This is a genomic window from Kordia sp. (assembly GCF_965224175.1).
GTDB lineage: Bacteria > Bacteroidota > Bacteroidia > Flavobacteriales > Flavobacteriaceae > Kordia.
Genome location: NZ_OZ245041.1, coordinates 3446436 through 3462826, shown reverse-complemented (window position 1 = coordinate 3462826; position 16391 = coordinate 3446436). Strand labels below are relative to the sequence as shown.

The following is a 16391-nucleotide window of genomic DNA, read 5'->3' as shown; positions in this document are numbered from 1 at the left end:
GTGGTTGTTGGTTCGTTTGTAATTATAAAACTTCTTTTCGTCCAATAGAAAAATAGGTAAATCCTTCTCTTTCCATTTCCGTTACATCATATAAGTTTCTACCGTCAAAAATGACTGGCTGATTTAAGTGTTCTCTTAGTTTTTGGAAATTTGGTGTTCTAAAAATACTCCATTCTGTACAGATAATTAAAGCATCTACATTTGTAATAGCATCGTACATACTGTCTGCATATTCTAGTTTATCACCCAATTTCGCTTTTACATTATCCATCGCTTCAGGATCAAATGCTTTTAGTTTTGCTCCTCTAGCTAATAATTCATCAATAATGTATAAAGATGGGGCTTCACGAATGTCGTCTGTTTCTGGTTTGAAAGCTAATCCCCATAAGGCAATTGTTTTTCCAGATAAATCTTCTCCTAAATGGCTGACTACTTTTGGAATTAACGCCGTTTTTTGTTTATCATTTACATTAATAACTGCATCTAAAATTTGGAAGTTATAGTGATTGTCTTTCCCTGATTTGTGCAATGCTTTTACATCTTTAGGGAAACAAGAACCTCCATATCCAATTCCTGGAAATAGGAAACGTTTTCCAATACGAGAATCAGTTCCCATTCCGATACGAACTTTATCAACATCTGCGCCTACTTTTTCACAAAAATTTGCAATTTCATTCATGAATGTAATCTTTGCTGCTAAAAACGAATTAGAGGCGTATTTTGTCAATTCTGCTGACTTTTCATCCATGATAAGTATTGGATTTCCAGAACGCACAAATGGTTTGTATAAACGCTCCATAAGCTTGGTTGCTTTTTCTGAACTTGAACCTATTACAATACGTTCAGGTTTTAAGAAATCATCTACGGCAAATCCTTCACGCAAAAATTCTGGATTTGATACTACATCAAAATCAACTGTAGCATGCTGTGCAATAACTTCCGTTACTTTTTCAGCAGTTCCAACTGGCACCGTACTTTTATCTACAATGACTCTGTACTCTGTCATCATTTTACCAATATTTTCGGCAACACCTAATACATATGATAAATCGGCAGATCCATCTTCATCTTCTGGAGTTGGTAATGCTAAAAATATAATTTGTCCGTGAGAAAGTCCTTCTTCTAGTGAAGTTGTAAATTTTAAACGACCTGCGTTTATGTTTCTATCAAAAAGTATATCTAAATGTGGTTCATAGATAGGAACTTCGCCATTTTGCATTCGTTCCACTTTATGTTTGTCGATATCGACACAAAGTACATCATTTCCTGTTTCAGCTAGACACGTTCCAGTAACGAGTCCTACATATCCTGTTCCTACAACAGTTATTTTCATTTATGTTTCTTTTTTGTTGCAATCTTTAGAGTTTTTAATTTTTAGAGGAAACCAAAACTCTTTGATTTGATATTTTTATTTTTTGATTTGTTCCTTATGATACTTTTTTACCTGGTAATTTTTTTACCGTAGTATCTTTTTCTTTTTTGTCTAATTCTTCATAGGAAGAATTCATACTCTTGTATTCAGGAACAATCGCTTTCATTCGTTTTACTACTGCTACTTTGTCAAATAATGAAGCAGATTTAATTAATTCGCCAACATTGTTATTGATTTCATCATAATCATACATTTCTGCACGTGCAATCATGATTTTTTCATTGTATGTTGGTAACGTTGTTGATTTATCGTTGAGTAATTCTTCGTATAGTTTTTCTCCAGGGCGTAATCCAATGATTTTGATATCAATGTCTTTGTTAGGCACAAATCCTGCTAGTTTGATAATTTTCTTTGCCAAATCAATGATTTTTACGGCTTCTCCCATATCAAATATGTAAATTTCTCCACCATGTCCCATTGCTCCAGCTTCAAGTACTAGCTGGCAAGCTTCAGGAATCGTCATAAAGTACCTAATGATGTCAGGGTGCGTAATTGTTAATGGTCCTCCTTCTGCAATTTGACGCTTAAATAATGGTACTACAGAACCGTTTGAACCTAATACATTTCCAAAGCGTGTTGTTACATAGTTTGTTACGTAATTATTATCATTTTTGAAGGCTTCTTGTAACGTTTGCACATATATTTCTGCAATTCGCTTGGAAGCTCCCATTACGTTACTTGGGTTTACCGCTTTGTCTGTAGAGACCAATACAAATTTTTCTGTTTGGTACTTTAATGCGGTATCTGCCACATTTTTTGTTCCCATCACATTCACAAAAATAGCTTGCGAAGGATTGTCTTCCATTAGTGGAACATGTTTGTATGCTGCTGCATGATACACTACTTGTGGCTTGTAGAGTTCAAAAATATTTTCAAGCTTTTCTTTGTCACGAACATCGGCAATTACAGCTTCAAAGTTTAACTCAGGAAAGTTTGCTTTGATTTCCATTTGTATTTGATACAAAGGCGTTTCTGCTTGATCGACAATTATTAGTTTCTCAGGATTGTAATTGGCAACTTGTCGTGCAATTTCACTTCCAATAGAACCAGCTCCACCAGTAACTAGAATTCTACGATTGTACAATTCTTTGGCAATTAATTTGTTGTTTAAAACTATTGGTTCTCTTTCTAGTAAGTCTTCAATTTGAACGTTTTGAATTTGTTGCGCCAAGTTTACATTTTCTTTGTCTTCCATATCGGAAACAATTGGCGCTCTAAATACTTTGAAATTATGCTCTAGACATTCGTCTACAATTTTGATACGTTCTTCTTGTGTAATGGATTTGTCTGCCAGTATGATGGCATTTGCTCCATGTGCACGTAAGATTACAGAGAGTTTTCTTTTTAAGTGAATTATAGGTAATCCTAAGATTTCTTTACTTTGATTTTTTCCTTTTTTATCAATAAAACCTAGCAATTTGTAACGTACCGGACGTTCTACTTTGAGTGCATTAGAGATGGCAATCGCATTAGAATCAATTCCGTAAATCATTACATTGAGTTGATCTTCTTTGGTAGCATAATCAAAATAAGCTTCAAATACTTGCTTTACTAATACTCTGAAGAGTAATAGAAACGAGAACGACATCACAAAGTATATAATTAACTTTGGTGTTAAGAATAATGGTTCACGATTGATAAAAAGATGCGAATAGTTGACTACTAATAGCGTAATAAGTGTCGCTAAAGATGCTAAGAAAAATTTAATCGCATCTATAAATGTAGAGTGACGAATTAGTCCTGCATACGTTCTAAAGAAAATAAAGAATAGTAAGTTGGTAATAAGAATTAAAGCATCTCTAGGAGAAAGTCCTAAAAACGTTGAAGTGACTTGCTCATTTAATTCTGTGATACTAATATTGTTTACAATAGCACTTGTAAGTAGTAATGATACGCAACAAATAAACATATCAAAACATAATATAAGCCATCTAGGAAGATATCCTATGTTCTTAAAGTCAATGCGTTTTTTGCTTGATTTTAAGACTTGTTTTAATGCGTGTTTTATGCTTCTTGAATTCAATACCTTCATCTTCTCAAAAAAACCGATTCTTTATTTAATGACACAAATTACTTAATTTATTTGTTTCTATGCTAGAAAAGCGGCTATAACTTGTGTAATACGTTCTTTTTCTTGTGTTGTTAGGTTTGAACCTGATGGCAAACAAAGTCCGTTATTGAATAGGTTTTCACTGACATTTGTTCCGTAATACGCATATTTTTCGAAGATTGGCTGTAAGTGCATTGGTTTCCAAAGTGGCCTAGATTCTATGTTGTCTTCCCATAATGCCAAGCGTAAGTCTTCACGAGAAAACCCAGCTATTTTTTCATCTACAGTAATACAACTTAACCAATGGTTTGAGAAATAATTGTCATTTGGCTCTTCAAATACCGTAACACCATTTACATCTTTGAAGATGTTTTTGTAAAGCACTTGCATATCTCTACGAAGCGAAATGTGTTTATCCAAAACTTCCATTTGTCCTCTACCAATTCCTGCAACAATGTTACTCATTCGGTAATTATATCCAATTTCCGAATGTTGGTAGTGTGGCGCATCATCTCTGGCTTGCGTTGCTAAGAAAATAGCTTTCTTTTTGGCTGCTTCGTCATTACAAACAATAGCTCCACCACCTGAAGTTGTAATTATTTTATTTCCGTTAAACGATAAGGCTGCGTATTCACCAAATGTTCCACAGTTTTTTCCTTTGTAAGTAGAACCTAATGATTCTGCTGCATCTTCAATGACAGCAATTTCATATTTGTTAGCAATTGCCACTATTTCGTCAATTTTAGCAGGCATTCCGTATAAATGTACAGGAATAATTGCTTTTGGCTTTTTTCCTTTAGCGATTCTATCTTTTATTGCTGCTTCTAAATGGTTTGGACACATGTTCCATGTTTCCGGTTCACTATCAATAAATACCGGAGTTGCTCCTTGATATAGTATTGGATTCGCGGAAGCGGAAAAAGTCATACTCTGACAAATAACTTCATCACCAGCGGTAACACCTGCTAGAATAAGTCCTAAATGAATTGCAGCTGTTCCAGATGCTAAAGCGCCAACTTCTTTTTGGGTGTTTAGAAATTGCTTTAAGTCATCTTCAAATCCTGTTACGTTTGGTCCTAATGGAGCAATCCAATTGGTATCAAATGCTTCGTGAATGTATTTTAATTCGTTTCCGCCCATATGCGGAGATGAAAGCCAAATTCTTGAGTTCATAGTTATTCGTTGTTGTACTTTTTTATTTTCCCTGGGTTTCCAACTACCACAGCATAGTCTGGAACATCATTGATGATGACAGCTCCTGCACCAATAGTTGCCCATTTTCCTATGGTAATGTTTGGAATTATTATTGCGCCAGCGCCAATGTGTGAACCTTCGCCAATGTGCACGTTTCCTGTAATGGTTGCATTTGGTGAAATGTGTACAAAATCATCAATTTTGCAATCGTGCTCTACAATAGCTGCTGTATTGATAATTACATGCTTTCCAATATTGCTATCTGCATTGATGTTGGTACCATTCATGACTACAGTTCCTTCTGCAATATTGGCTGTTGGTGATATGATTGCTGTTTTGTGAATGAGTGTAGCAAAATCGTTTTTTATTTTTTTGCTGATAATTTTTCGGATTTTATTGTTTCCAATACTAATCACGAATTGATTTGCTTCGTAAGTTGCCATTTGTTCACAAGTAACAACAGGAATCCCGTGAAGATATTCACTTTTAGGGTTGTCGTCAATGTATGCTTCAACCACAGTATTTGTGCTTGTCGCTATATCTTTGACGACTTTTCCATGTCCGCTTGCGCCGAATAGACAAATGTTACTCATTTCCTGTAAATTTTACCGTAGTTGCCTGATTTTCTGTATTGATATCTTCAGAGCGCACTACTTTTATAATGGTTTTGAATATGATTTTTATATCGAGTATGAAGCTTAGGTTTTCTACATACCATACGTCGTATTCAAATTTCTTTTTCCAACTGATAGCGTTTCGTCCATTGACTTGCGCCCAACCTGTGATTCCAGGTTTTACATTGTGACGTTTTTTTTGCGTTTCGTTGTATAAAGGTAAGTATTCTGGCAATAATGGTCTTGGTCCAATAAGACTCATGTCTCCTTTGAGAACATTGAGTAATTGTGGAATTTCATCTAAGGATGTTTTTCTTACAAAGATTCCAACTTTGGTTAAACGGTCTGCATCAGGAAGTAATTCACCATTAGCTCCTTTTTTGTCATTCATGGTTTTGAACTTGATAACCTTGAATATTTTTTCATCTTTTCCAGGTCGCTTTTGGAAGAAAAACGGTTTTCCTTGGTTATTAATCATTAATAAAATTAATACAATGAAAAAGATAGGACTTAATAGGATGAAACCTATTAGTGCTAGAATAAAATCAATGACTCTTTTTAGAAAATGTCGATACATTATTTTAGAATTCCTTGAATTTTGTTTGTGTATTCTTTTGCTAGTTTATCTCTGTCAAAATGTGCTTTTGCATACGCATATCCGTCCGCGCCCATTTGCTGAATTTCAGCAGCACTTTTGCTTGCTAATTCTTTGGCTCCTTTAACGATAGCATCAATGTTTTCTGGTTCTACATAAACACCGCATTTTGCATCGTTTACCAATTTTCGTGAAACGCCATCAATTGCTAAGAGAATTGGACGCTTGCACGACATATAATCAAACGTTTTGTTAGAGTATATTGTTTTGAAAGTATCTACTTTTTTTAGCACAGAAGCACCTGCATCTGAAGCCAAAATGTATTTGAATACTTCTTGTTTTGATACTGGATCTCTAAATATGATATTTGATAAGTTTCGTTTTTTTGCTTCTTCTATTAGCGCTTCTTTTCGCATTCCTGCGCCAATGAGTTGAAATACAATGTTTGTATCTGTTAGTTTTTCTGCTGCTTCTACTAATTGAATTAAGTGATTGGCAACTCCATGTGCGCCCACATAGGTAATGACAAATTTGTCACTTAATTCTAGTTCTTTTTTGAATGCAGCAGCATCAAAGTTTTCCTGAATTTTTTCCGCCAAGGTAAAATCGGCAGCATTTGGAATAAAGATTACTTTTTCAGCAGGTACTTTTTTGTCCTGAATAAGTTTGTCTCTAAATGCAGGCGTCAATACATTAATTAGTTTTGCTCTTTTGTAGATGAATTTTTCAAACCAATAAGCAAATTTTATGATCATTCCATTTTTTAGAACACCTGTGTCAATGGCTGATTCTGGCCATAAATCTCGAATTTCAAAGACAAATGGTACACGTTTTAGTTTTGATAGTATGTACGCTGTAATTCCAACAAATAATGGTGGAGATGTTACTACAATGATATCATATTTTCCTTTGGTTTTGAACAACCCGGCATAGATACTTGAGAATACAAATGAAAAATACGCCCACAATCTTCCTAAGAAACTCACATTGTAACTTTCAGATACGTGACAACGCACCACATCTACCTTGTCATAGAATTGAGTGTCTTTGTACGTGAATTTCCCTTTGTATCGATCTGCTTTTTTCCCTGTGGTATAATGTACCATTCCTGCAAGCACTGACACTTCATGACCTTGATTTGCCCATACTTGCGTCATTTCATTAAAACGCGATCCGCCGCCATCTCCTTTTTCTAGGAAATACTGATGAATTAGTAATATCCTCATCTGTTATTTGATACGTATTGTAGTGTTAAACACATTATTTTCGCTTGCAAATGTAAGCCTTATTGCCTTTTCTTTTACACCATAGTACCCAGAAAACCATTTTTCTTCAATTAAAGGCTCAATTTTGCTACCATTTTCATCGATGGTAGTTATTTCTACAGCATCTGCATAATCAGGATGGATATGCCAGTATTGATAGATTTTTTTGTTCCCTTTGTTTTCAATGGTATCGGTAACTTCCCAAGTATTTTGTCCTTGTTGTTTTGTTACTTTTCGTGTGTGTTGTATGTTATTTCCAAGCTGTTTGAATGCATTGATTGTACCTTCAAACGCATACGTGTTATTGTCTTTTTTTAGACTTGCTTTTACATTATTAACCCAATAATACCAGATAAATCGTCCACCTTTTTGCATTTGATCCGCTTTATCAACACTGACAGTATTGTGACCTTGCGCGCCATTAAAATAGTTAACCTCATCCAATTCTGCATTGTATTTGTAAGAACCAGTATCTCGTAAGTAGTTGATACCATTTGCCCAAATATCTAGATGCAAATTGTCTGATTGAAAAGGTCTGTCTTTGTACGCACCACAACGAATGAAAGTTTTTGTATAACCATCTTGTATAATGTAATACCCACTTTTTCCAAAGCTATTGGTTTCTGGTAATTCTGGTTTCTGTTGCTGTTTGGGTTGTATTCCGTACCAAAGTGTACTTTTGGAATTGTAGTATGAATAACCGTGTAATACCGCACGTAAGTCGTCTAATTGTGAGCGATATACTCTGTAATCGTCATTGGTAAGCTTGAAAAATAGTGCGCCATCATTGGATCCGTAGTTTGGTAATTTTCCAGTGAGTGGATCTGTACAAGTATCTAAAAAATCGAGTGATTTTTGCGCGCGCTCGTATACAACTTTATCAAATTTTTCTCCATTTAATTTTGCAAGTTGAATTCCCCATGTTAATAGTTGAATTACAACTCTGTGATAGTTCATAGAGAACTGTAAAAATGTACCATCTTCATAGATTTGATAGGCAATTTCTTGCTCAAACCATTTTTTACCTTTTTTACTCCATTCGTTTACATTAGGAAAAAACGGGAAGAGTTTCGCCGAAAGGTATAACATTAAGGTTTCTGTAATCGCATGATTGTTACGTACTGTGATTCGCGAAAAGTGAATGTTATGGTAAACGTGATGAATTTGCCAGTAAATGTTGTGCATTATTTTCTGGAATAATGCTTCTGTAAGATTTGGTGAATCTTTGTAATAATAGAGTGCAAACGTCCAATTCATGACACGCAAACTAGCTTCCTGACTGCATTTGTAGTTTGGTCCTTGATTGATTGGATTTTTTGTGATGAAATCTTCTATTTCTTTAAATACGTATTCTGATTGATCGTCTTCGAAGTGATAGTCATAGCGAATTACATCATATAGGAATGAGAAACGTGCTTTTTCCCATACGTATTTGATGTCACCTGCTTCTTTTGATAAATCTTGTACTTCTGACCAGTGCTTGTTGATATTGTAACGATATCCTGTAGATGGATTGACCAACCAGTTGTATTCTGTACCTAGTTTTATTTTTGTTTTGTTGAAAAATGTAAAGATTCCTTTTTGGATTTCCTGATACGTTTCTGCTAGGATTTCTTGTTTTTCTTTAGGTAGATTCGGAATGTTTTTTCCGTGAAAGAAAAATGGTGGTAAATTGTTTCTCCAGTCTTCTAAGCTTGTATATTCAGAAGTTTTAGGTTGTTTTGGAAATGCTTTTTTTTGCCAACCAAGTTTCGTTTTTATCGTATAAAAGATTCTAAAAAAAAGATAGCGCAAACCCATGTTTGAGATAAGATTGGCTATCCTTTTTATTTTTTGAATCATGATTTATATTATTAATTAGAACGTGAAATATTAAGCGATTTCAATCCACTTTCCTTCTTTTAAACTTTGGATTGCTGCAAAACTTGCTTTGGTAACATTGATGAGTTCATCATAAGGAATTAATGCAATATCTCCTTCTTTTATTTTTTCTACAATGGCACCAAATTGTGCTTTGTGTCCTTTGTCTAACTTCGTTTTTAGTTTAGAGAAGCCTTTTGTACCATAACCTGAAGTTTTGATAAAGTTATCCATGATGAGGGTTTTCTCTTGAGAGAAGACTTCCAAACGTTCTTTAGCGTATGATTTAGAACCGTTTGCAAAGTAATTTACAACTCCTGTAGAACCATTTTCTAATTTTACTAAGATAGTTGCATTGTCTGTGTTTTCTGCTGGATTTTCTCCTAAGGCATTCATACAAACTGATTTAATTTTGCTTCCAGATAGATAAACAATTAAGTCTAAATAGTGGCATGCTTCTCCAATGATTCTTCCTCCACCAACTGCCATATCATGTACCCAAACTTCTGGCGGAATAGCTCCAGCATTCATCGTAGCAATGATGTTCATTGGTGCATCACCAACTAAAGATTTTATTTTTTGTGTATGCGGAGAAAAACGACGATTGAAACCAATCATTAAAGTTCCATTACTTTTTTGGTAACTCGCTTCAATTGCTTCTAGTTCTTCATGATTTAAAGCTAAAGGTTTTTCAACAAATACGTGTTTTCCTTTATCTAATGCCTTTGTCACCATGTTTGCATGTAAGTTATGACGCGTTGTAATCATAACTAAGTCAACATCTTTATCGTCTAATACTAAATCGTAATCTGTAGTACTTTGTGCAATGTTATGTTTTTTAGCTAGTGCTGTTCCGTTGACACCACCAGAAGATACGATATGTTTTATTTGTGCATCCGAACCTTTTAAGGCTGGCAACAAAGTCATTTTTGTAAAGTTTCCTGCGCCAACTAATCCAATAACACCTTTTGTTGCTTGCAGTTCTTTTTGATTGACTACAATTGTTCTTTCTAGCTTTGTGTCTTCGTTGTATTTTATGATGGAAGCAATGGATTTTGAGTTTCCAATGTCTCCGTATATTTTGTCGTATTCTTCTAAAGGAACTACTTCCGAGATTAGATTTTTTACACCTAGTTTTCCAGACGAGATTAATTGTAAAACGGTTTCAAAGTTTCGTTTTTCTGTCCAACGTACAAATGGTAGTGGATAATCGATTCCTTTGAATTCGTAATCATCATCATATCGTCCTGGTCCGTATGAACATGATACTTGAAATGTTAATTCTTTTTCGTAAAATTCTGCTCTAGAAATATTTAAACCAATTACACCAACCAATGTAATTCTTCCACGTTTTCTACTCATTTGAGCTGCTTGCGAAATAATATCATTTGTTTTGGCAGAAGCAGTAATGACAACACCATCTGCTCCAATATTGTTTGTATTTTCTAAGACAAATTTTACAGGATCATTTCCTTTAAGCGGATTGAAAGCAATGATGCCTTTTTCTTTGGCAATTTCAATCTTTTTATCGTCTAAATCGTATCCAATTACTTTACAACCATTAGCTACTAACATTTCGGCAGTTAGCAATCCAATAAGTCCTAAACCGATAACCACAATAGTTTCTCCCATTGTAGGGTTTACCAAACGAATTCCTTGCAAACCGATAGAACCTATGACTGTAAAAGCGGCTTCTTCGTCAGTAATATTATCAGGTATGTGTGCAACCAGATTTTGTGGTACAGAAACAAATTCGGCATGTTGTCCATTAGAGGCAACTCTATCTCCGACTTTAAAATCAGTAACACCTTTTCCAACAGCTACTACTTTACCAACGTTACAGTATCCTAGTGGAAGTGGTTGTTCTAGTTTGTTAAAAACCGTTTCGATAGTAGGCATTAATCCTTCAGTCTTTATTTTATCCAACACCATTTTTACTTTGTCTGGTTGTTGTCTTGCCTTTTGGATTAAAGAAGCCTTCCCAAACTCTACTAACATACGTTCTGTTCCTAGCGAAACTAAACTTCTTGTTGTTTGGATTAATACTTGTCCTCCTTTTACTTTTGGAGCTGGTAATTCTGCTAATTCGGTTACTCCTGTTTTAAAAGACTGTAATATTTGTTTCATTATTTCTTCAGTTTAAAAAATCATTTAGGAAAATATTTGTTGATTACTTCGAGTGTAATCTCTTCTTCCCTAAAAAATGCTACATGTTTATCAATTTCTTCATCAGTAAAATTCCACCATTGAATTTCTAAGAGTCTATCTATAACTTCTTGTTCGAATCTGTATTTAATTATTTTAGCTGGTGCTCCAACCGCAATTGCATATGGCGGTACATTTTTTGTTACTACTGCTCTGGCTCCAATTACAGCTCCATCACCGACAGTAAGTCCATCTAAAATCATAGCTTCTACACCAATCCACACATCACTTCCAATTGTTATTGGAGGTATTTTTCCCATGTCAATAGGCTTTACCCATCTATTGTTCATGTTATTTTTTTTGTAAAAAATATTTTGGGTTGAAACGTAATTCATCGGGTGTTTTCCAAGTCCAATGGTAGTATCTCTACCAATAGCAGTAAAGTTTCCTACGTTGGTATTTGCCAATTTACAATTTGGATTAATTCTGGAGTATCGTCCAACAGTACTCGATTTTAATTTTGCAAATCGTCTTATTTCTGATGTTTTGGTAAAGGATGATGTTTTGTCCCAATACGCCAAAAACGAAACCGCTTTGTGAGTCAGTTTTTTAAGTGAGAATAGTGAGATAAGGTATGATATCATGATTATTTATTTTGAACATAATTAACAGCATCTATAAAGCCTTGTGCCATTATTTTTGGCGAACGTTCTTTACGATAAAATTCTTGAGCGTTCTCGCCCATTTTAATATATTTTTTTGGATTTACTGCAATGTCAGCAATGATATTTTCTAATTCTTCATTTGTACTGAATAGAACACCATTAAATCCGTTTTTTATATTGAGTCTTTCTCCTCCTGTAATTGCATTATTCCTAGTTATGAATGGGACTCCATATCCAAATGCAGATAATACAGATAAGCCTGCTTGACCAGGAGATATACATGCTAAGGCTCTTTTATATTTTTTCTCTAATTCTAGTTCGTCATAGATAGCGCCAAGCATTTTAATTTTTTCACTTAGGTTATTTTCTTTTACCCAAGTATTTGCTTCTTCAAAATCAACTCCATTACCAACAATTTCTAGTATTGGAATGTTTTTATTGGCGATATACACTTTTTTATAAGCTTCTAAAAGATCTAGTATTTTTTTTGATTTATTTAAAGTTCCTACAAATAGAAAAATTTCTTTGTTTTGTTCTTTTTCAATTTTAGGCAATACTTCTACTGTATTATTCATGACGAATAATTTTTCTTTGGCAATGCCATTGGCAATGTATTTATCTTTTGCATACTCTGTGTAGAATATCATTCCATCACTTTTACGCGCAATAAAGTATCGTATTTTATTGAGAAATGTGGGTGCATCAAACTCACTGTTTTGTGAAGCTTTCACTCCAATTCCCCAATAGAGAAGTTTAAATTTTCTTCGTGAGAATAATAGTTTCATTAAAGAAAGTTTTTGCAGGTATAGCATAGAAACTACTACGTCAAATTCATTGCAATATTTTAGCAGGTTTTCTTTATGAAATGTAAAAGGCCCTATTTTCTTTTCGTGAAAAATTTTTTCCTCAAATAAGTCATTCTCGGTAGTTATCTTTTTTGAAGCATGTACTACAGTTAAATCGATGTTACTATTTTCAACTATTAAGTTAAAAATAGGCACTCTATAATGCTGTAATTTACCTGTTATGAAGAGAACTTTGATACTCATTTTTTGTGATGAACTTAATTTAATACTTTTTATGTATTTGTTATACACTATAAAGAAGTGTTATGAACAATTAATATGTGTGTATTTTGAAGATTTTAAAAGAACTAATAAGGTTTTCATTTTTCATTTGTATCAAAAATTCATTGCTAACTATCTGACTTATCAGGAACATCGTAATAATCCATATTTTGAAAAATTACAAATGCAAAGATGCTACACATTATACTCATAAAAAAATTTCCAGCAAAGAAAGTAACTAGTATCAGAGAAATTAGTAATAAAATTTTATGAATTCCCGCAAATTCTTTGAAATAGGTTCTTCTTATTAGGTAAGCAAATATGATAACACCTAGAATTCCGAAGAAAATGAAAATATCTACTATCTCAAATTCGGCACCATAATCTCTAATGTTTATACCACCAAAAAGGTAATTTAATATCGTTCCTTTTTCATTCAAGTATTCTATAGTACTTTTTAATAATAAATCTCTTTTTGAGGTAAGTACCGTAAGAAAACCATATTCTTTGTAAATGGATGGTCCAAAAGAAAATGAATTAACCACCAGTTTTACAATATGATCATAAAAAACGTATGATGATATTACACCAAGAACCAATCCGATTTTAGAAAAATTTCGAATGAATTTGTTTTTGTTTAGTAATAAGTGTATCCCAGTTAGCAGCATGATAAATAACCATATAGCTTTGGTTCCTATGAGCAATGACACGAAAATAAAAAATAAACATAATAGTCCATTTTTGTTTGTCTTGATATATTGATAATAGGTTGATATGATTAGTAAAATATACATATAACTCGTCTCTGATGTTTTCACAAAAAGACCATTATATCCAAATCTCCTTGTCCCTGAATAGGATCTTAGTAGTTCTATGTCTGTGAATAAACCTATAATCATAAAGATTCCATTGACAATACCAACAAATAGTAAAACATTGCGTATGTATGTCAAAATCTTTGTTTGCTTGTCTTTTTCATAAGCTAATAAGACAATTGCAAAGAAAAAAGAGTACATGTATTTGTTAAGATCATATACTTTTTCAAATAGTAAATCGGTAGTTATTTTCTCATCTGTAAAAAAGAGATTGATACCAGACATTATAACTAATATGGCTATACAAGAGGCTCCTTTTATATCTTTTTTACTGTTTTTAAAGAAGAGATAAATTAAGAATATTTCTAACAACAATTTTGGAATAGCACTGTATCTATTGAATCCACCTATGTTGTATACATGAAATATTTTAGTGATTAAATCAAAAGATAAAAAGCATAGAATTATTCCTAAAACAATGTTTAAATTAACCTTTTTATGTATCGTTTTATTATTCAATTCTTTTTGTATTTGTAATAAAAAATCATGATAAGCATAAAAATAAAGCTCAAGGTAAGTTGACTGTAAATCATAGTTTTCGCTGCAGACTGAAATTCATTAACCAATAGTAAAAATACACTAATGGTCCCTAAATCTCTTACAAGCCTGAAAGCCAACATTGTCCAATTCATTCCTTTAGACATATATGCTTGAGCATAAACATTGCTAATGCTGACAAAGATAGTAATAAATACAGATATTTGAATTAAGCCACCTAAATCTGAAAATGTTTCTCCATATAGTTGTGCTATGTAGTTTGATCCTAGAAATAATATCAATGCAGGAATGAAAGTAGCGACGAAGTTTATTTTTAATATTGTATTCATTATTTTACCATGATCACCATCATCTGCGCTTGATAAATGTGAAAGCACTACGTTTCTTAAAATACCTGGAATGAATAATATCATCGCATTGAGCTGTAAACTCGCTCTGTACAAACCTACTTCTCCAGATGAGGACACATTTAGAATTAAGTATACAATTGTCCAGCTAAATACTGAATAAACTGCTTCTTGAATTGCTATAGGAAAAGAGAATTTGATAATCTTTTTTCGTAATTCAGGACTTTTCGTGTTGTATACAATATCTTGAGGTAGTGAGGCTTTTGTTAATCGGAAGCTAAGCAATAGGTTTACTACCTGAACCGTTAACAACGCCCAAAGCGCACCATAAAACCCATAGAAATATACAAATACAGTACTGAGTACAAATGTTAATACGCCAACAATAGCGTTAATTTTACTCATTTCCTTAAACTTCCCTAAACCTGCAAGCGTTCCTACTTGCAAAGACACTAAGGAATTTACAATGATTAGAGCACCAAATATTTGCAAAGGTTTTGTGAATGTTTCACTTTCTAAAATTACTTCTGCCACATATGCAGCATTTAAGCAGATTAAAACTGCCACAATACTACTAAACAGCAATACTATTTGATGCGTATATTTTACAATTAGCTTTAAGTCTTCTTTATTTTTTTTGTTGTACTCCGAAATGAATTTTGTAGACGTATACATCAATCCAAAGTTTGAAAAAAGTGCTGCCGCAGTAATAGTACTTTTTATAATACTATATTCACCAAAAACATCTTTTCCTAAAATTCTGGCAATAAAAATTCCTGCCACAATGGCTAATCCTTTGTGCGCTACATTTCCAAATAGAGACCAGAAAGAGTCTTTGATCAATTTGGTTTTTAATAACTTCTGTATTTGTTCTTTTATAGCTGCCATTTAATTTTTAAAAATACTCTCTTTGTAGAGCTTATTGACATTTAAGGTTATAATATCTAACATTTCCGCTTCGATCACTAAATATAAGTTTGTCCGTACTCATATCAAACGCCATGATATAATCTTTTGCAGTATACATGACTGTCATTTTTTTTGTCGTAATATCTGTGTTTACTAATTTTTTATCAAAAGAAGCCGTGATGAGTTCTTCGTTGTTTCTAAACTTTATTTGTGTAATAACACTTGTATGCGGAGCTAATTCTGCCACAGTTTTATAGTTTTTATTCAAAAGATATACTGTGCCATCAAAAGCAGCAATTGCGATTATTTTCTCATTAGGAGAAACCGCCATTGATGATAACACCTTAGGAAATACTTTTTGTTCAGATTTTTTTGTTGGATGAGTTATTTTTAATTCACCATCACTAGACATGCTTAGTATAGTACCATCTTTTAAAACTGCTATACCTCTTACAATATCTTTATGTGTTGCAATTGTTTTTTCTTTTTTATTTATAAAATTATATGCTTTCACCAATCCGTTGTCTAAACCATACAATAATGCATCTTCTTGAAGCGACAAAACACTTGACTTGGCTTCTAATTCAATTTTCTTGATCATGTCTAGTGTTTGCACATTGTACACGTGTATTTCATTGATATAGTATGAAATTGCTATTCTTTTGTATGCTGTATCTGTAGTAGCTGTTACTACGCCATTTCCATTGTAAGAGAATATTTTTAAATCGTTTTTATCTTGTTTATCCTGCAAATACAATGTATTTGCATTAGATGAGTTTGAAAGAAGTTTATTTTTTGCAACACTGAAAACTCTTGGCGAGAAATCTTCTCTTAATGCTTCGCTACATGTACTCATGTCTATTTGCGAATACACT

Annotated in this window: 13 protein-coding genes; all 13 read right to left on the bottom strand. The window is 33.2% G+C overall.

The features are described from left to right. Window positions 1-22 precede the first annotated feature (22 nt). Complete coding sequence (locus tag ACOQOS_RS15015; RefSeq protein WP_420571283.1) at window positions 23-1333, bottom strand: UDP-glucose dehydrogenase family protein; 1311 nt, start codon at window positions 1331-1333, stop codon at window positions 23-25. A 94-nt stretch (window positions 1334-1427) separates the two neighbouring features. Beyond that, window positions 1428-3341 carry a polysaccharide biosynthesis protein gene (locus tag ACOQOS_RS15010; RefSeq protein ID WP_420571282.1) on the bottom strand — a complete coding sequence of 638 codons (1914 nt, stop codon included), beginning with the start codon at window positions 3339-3341 and terminating at the stop codon, window positions 1428-1430. A gap of 180 nt (window positions 3342-3521) precedes the next feature. Beyond that, window positions 3522-4655 (bottom strand): DegT/DnrJ/EryC1/StrS family aminotransferase, encoded by a 1134-nt coding sequence (locus ACOQOS_RS15005; RefSeq protein WP_420571281.1) that lies wholly within the window; start codon window positions 4653-4655, stop codon window positions 3522-3524. A gap of 2 nt (window positions 4656-4657) precedes the next feature. Beyond that, a complete protein-coding gene (locus ACOQOS_RS15000; protein WP_420571280.1) occupies window positions 4658-5269 on the bottom strand; it encodes an acetyltransferase in 612 nt (203 codons plus the stop codon). Next, a complete protein-coding gene (locus ACOQOS_RS14995; protein WP_420571279.1) occupies window positions 5262-5867 on the bottom strand; it encodes a sugar transferase in 606 nt (201 codons plus the stop codon). The genes ACOQOS_RS15000 and ACOQOS_RS14995 overlap by 8 nt, the downstream gene beginning before the upstream one ends. Further along, on the bottom strand, window positions 5867-7111 hold the full coding sequence (locus ACOQOS_RS14990) for a glycosyltransferase family 4 protein (RefSeq protein ID WP_420571278.1): 1245 nt from the start codon (window positions 7109-7111) through the stop codon (window positions 5867-5869). Before ACOQOS_RS14990 ends, ACOQOS_RS14995 begins: the two co-directional genes overlap by 1 nt. 3 nt (window positions 7112-7114) lie before the next feature. Then, a complete protein-coding gene (locus ACOQOS_RS14985; RefSeq protein WP_420571277.1) occupies window positions 7115-8992 on the bottom strand; it encodes an alginate lyase family protein in 1878 nt (625 codons plus the stop codon). A gap of 30 nt (window positions 8993-9022) precedes the next feature. Further along, window positions 9023-11137, bottom strand: coding sequence for a bi-domain-containing oxidoreductase (locus ACOQOS_RS14980; RefSeq protein ID WP_420571276.1), 2115 nt, complete (start codon window positions 11135-11137; stop codon window positions 9023-9025). Window positions 11138-11157: 20 nt separating this feature from the next. After that, window positions 11158-11799: a CatB-related O-acetyltransferase gene (locus tag ACOQOS_RS14975; protein WP_420571275.1), complete on the bottom strand. Its 642-nt coding sequence runs from the start codon at window positions 11797-11799 to the stop codon at window positions 11158-11160. Window positions 11800-11801: 2 nt separating this feature from the next. Beyond that, window positions 11802-12869, bottom strand: coding sequence for a glycosyltransferase family 4 protein (locus ACOQOS_RS14970; protein WP_420571274.1), 1068 nt, complete (start codon window positions 12867-12869; stop codon window positions 11802-11804). A 146-nt stretch (window positions 12870-13015) separates the two neighbouring features. Continuing rightward, entirely contained in the window at window positions 13016-14221 is a 1206-nt protein-coding gene (locus ACOQOS_RS14965; protein WP_420571273.1) for a hypothetical protein, read from the bottom strand. Continuing rightward, window positions 14218-15495, bottom strand: a complete 1278-nt coding sequence (locus ACOQOS_RS14960; protein ID WP_420571272.1) for an oligosaccharide flippase family protein — start codon at window positions 15493-15495, stop codon at window positions 14218-14220. Before ACOQOS_RS14960 ends, ACOQOS_RS14965 begins: the two co-directional genes overlap by 4 nt. Window positions 15496-15526: 31 nt before the next feature. Continuing rightward, the gene (locus ACOQOS_RS14955) at window positions 15527-16372 is read right to left on the bottom strand and encodes a WD40 repeat domain-containing protein (RefSeq protein WP_420571271.1); all 846 of its coding nucleotides are present in this window, start codon (window positions 16370-16372) and stop codon (window positions 15527-15529) included. Window positions 16373-16391 lie beyond the last annotated feature (19 nt).